This is a genomic window from Rhizobacter sp. P3_B12, from assembly GCF_056402895.1.
The window spans coordinates 1-1,723 of record NZ_JBFUGN010001167.1; the positions used below are offsets into that span (position 1 = coordinate 1).

Annotated in this window: 2 protein-coding genes and 1 riboswitch; both genes read left to right on the forward strand. The window is 67.5% G+C overall.

All coding sequences use genetic code 11. The features are described 5' to 3' along the window. Positions 1–26: 26 nt before the first annotated feature. A riboswitch (ZMP/ZTP riboswitch) is annotated at positions 27–166 on the forward strand. A 64-nt stretch (positions 167–230) separates the two neighbouring features. Next, positions 231–1,484: a serine hydroxymethyltransferase gene (gene glyA / locus AC1D01_RS33375; RefSeq protein ID WP_477873763.1), complete on the forward strand. Its 1,254-nt coding sequence runs from the start codon at positions 231–233 to the stop codon at positions 1,482–1,484. Between the two features lie 29 nt (positions 1,485–1,513). Next, a partial coding sequence (locus AC1D01_RS33380) for an NrdR family transcriptional regulator (protein WP_477873764.1) occupies positions 1,514–1,723 on the forward strand: 210 nt, incomplete at its 3' end.

A 1,723-nucleotide genomic window follows, 5' to 3' on the forward strand; every position in this document is an offset into this window, starting at 1 on the left:
GAGCCGGCAGGGCCCGCGGTACACTCCGCGGGCTGCGCAACTGGCGATGGGGCCCGGGATGTCACGATCAGCGTGACGCCCGCCGGCCTGAGGTGGTGAACCACCGGGAAGCGCAGCCGGTTCCGGGTTTCCGGCACCGGTTCAGCCGTTCGCCTGGGCAGCCCCGTGGCCATGTGAGTCCGCCTCGCATGATCCGCCCCGGGGTCTTCTGTTGAAGAGGACTGCCAGCCATGTTCGACCGCACCCACTCCACCGTCGCCCAGGTGGACCCCGAGCTCTTCGCCGCGATCCAGAGCGAGAACCAGCGCCAGGAAGATCACATCGAGCTGATCGCCTCGGAGAACTACGCCTCGCCGGCCGTGATGGCCGCTCAGGGCAGCCAGCTGACCAACAAGTACGCCGAGGGCTACCCCGGCAAGCGCTATTACGGCGGCTGCGAGTACGTCGACATCGTCGAGCAGCTCGCGATCGACCGCATCAAGCAGATCTACGGCGCGGCCTACGCCAACGTGCAGCCCAACTCCGGCTCGCAGGCCAACCAGGCGGTGTTCTTCGGCCTGCTGCAGCCGGGCGACACCATCATGGGCATGAGCCTCGCCGAAGGCGGCCACCTGACCCATGGCATGGCGCTGAACATGAGCGGCAAGTGGTTCAAGGTCGTCAGCTACGGCCTGAACGCGAAGGAAGAGATCGACTACGACGCGATGGAGCGGCTCGCCCACGAGCACAAGCCCAAGCTGATCATCGCGGGCGCCTCGGCCTACAGCCTTCGCATCGATTTCGAGCGCTTCGCCAAGGTCGCGAAGGCGGTCGGCGCGTACTTCATGGTCGACATGGCGCACTACGCCGGCCTGATCGCCGCGGGCGTCTACCCGAACCCGGTGCCRCACGCCGACGTCGTCACCTCGACCACCCACAAGAGCCTGCGCGGCCCGCGCGGCGGCATCATCGTGATGAACGACGAAGCCATCGCGAAGAAGATCAACAGCGCGATCTTCCCCGGCATCCAGGGCGGCCCGCTGATGCACGTGATCGCCGCCAAGGCGGTGGCCTTCAAGGAAGCGCTGGCGCCCGAATTCAAGGTCTACCAGCAGCAGGTCGCGAAGAACGCGGTGGTGCTGGCCGAGACGCTGATCGAGCGCGGCCTGCGCATCGTCAGCGGCCGCACCGAGAGCCACGTGATGCTGGTCGACCTGCGCCCGAAGAACCTGACCGGCAAGGAAGCCGAGGCGCTGCTGGGCCGTGCCCACATGACCTGCAACAAGAACGGCATCCCGAACGACCCGCAGAAGCCGATGGTCACCAGCGGCATCCGCCTGGGCAGCCCGGCCTTCACGACGCGCGGCTTCAAGGAGGAGCAGGCGCGCGCCACCGCCCACCTGATCGCCGACGTGCTGGACAAGCCGAACGACGAGTCGGTGATCGAAGCGGTGAAGGCCAAGGTGGCCGCGCTGACGCGCGACTTCCCGGTGTACCGCGGATGATCGGCCTGCCGGTCACCGGCCGCTGAGCCGTGCGCTGCCCGTTCTGCAGTCACGAGGAAACGCAGGTCGTCGAGACGCGCGAGTCCGATGAAGGCGACGTCGTGCGCCGGCGCCGCCGCTGCCAGAGCTGCGACAAGCGCTTCACCACCTACGAGCGTGCCGAGATCGCGCTGCCGTCCGTCGTCAATAAGGACGGCACGCGCGCCGATTTCGATGCCTCGAAGATCCGCGCCTCGATG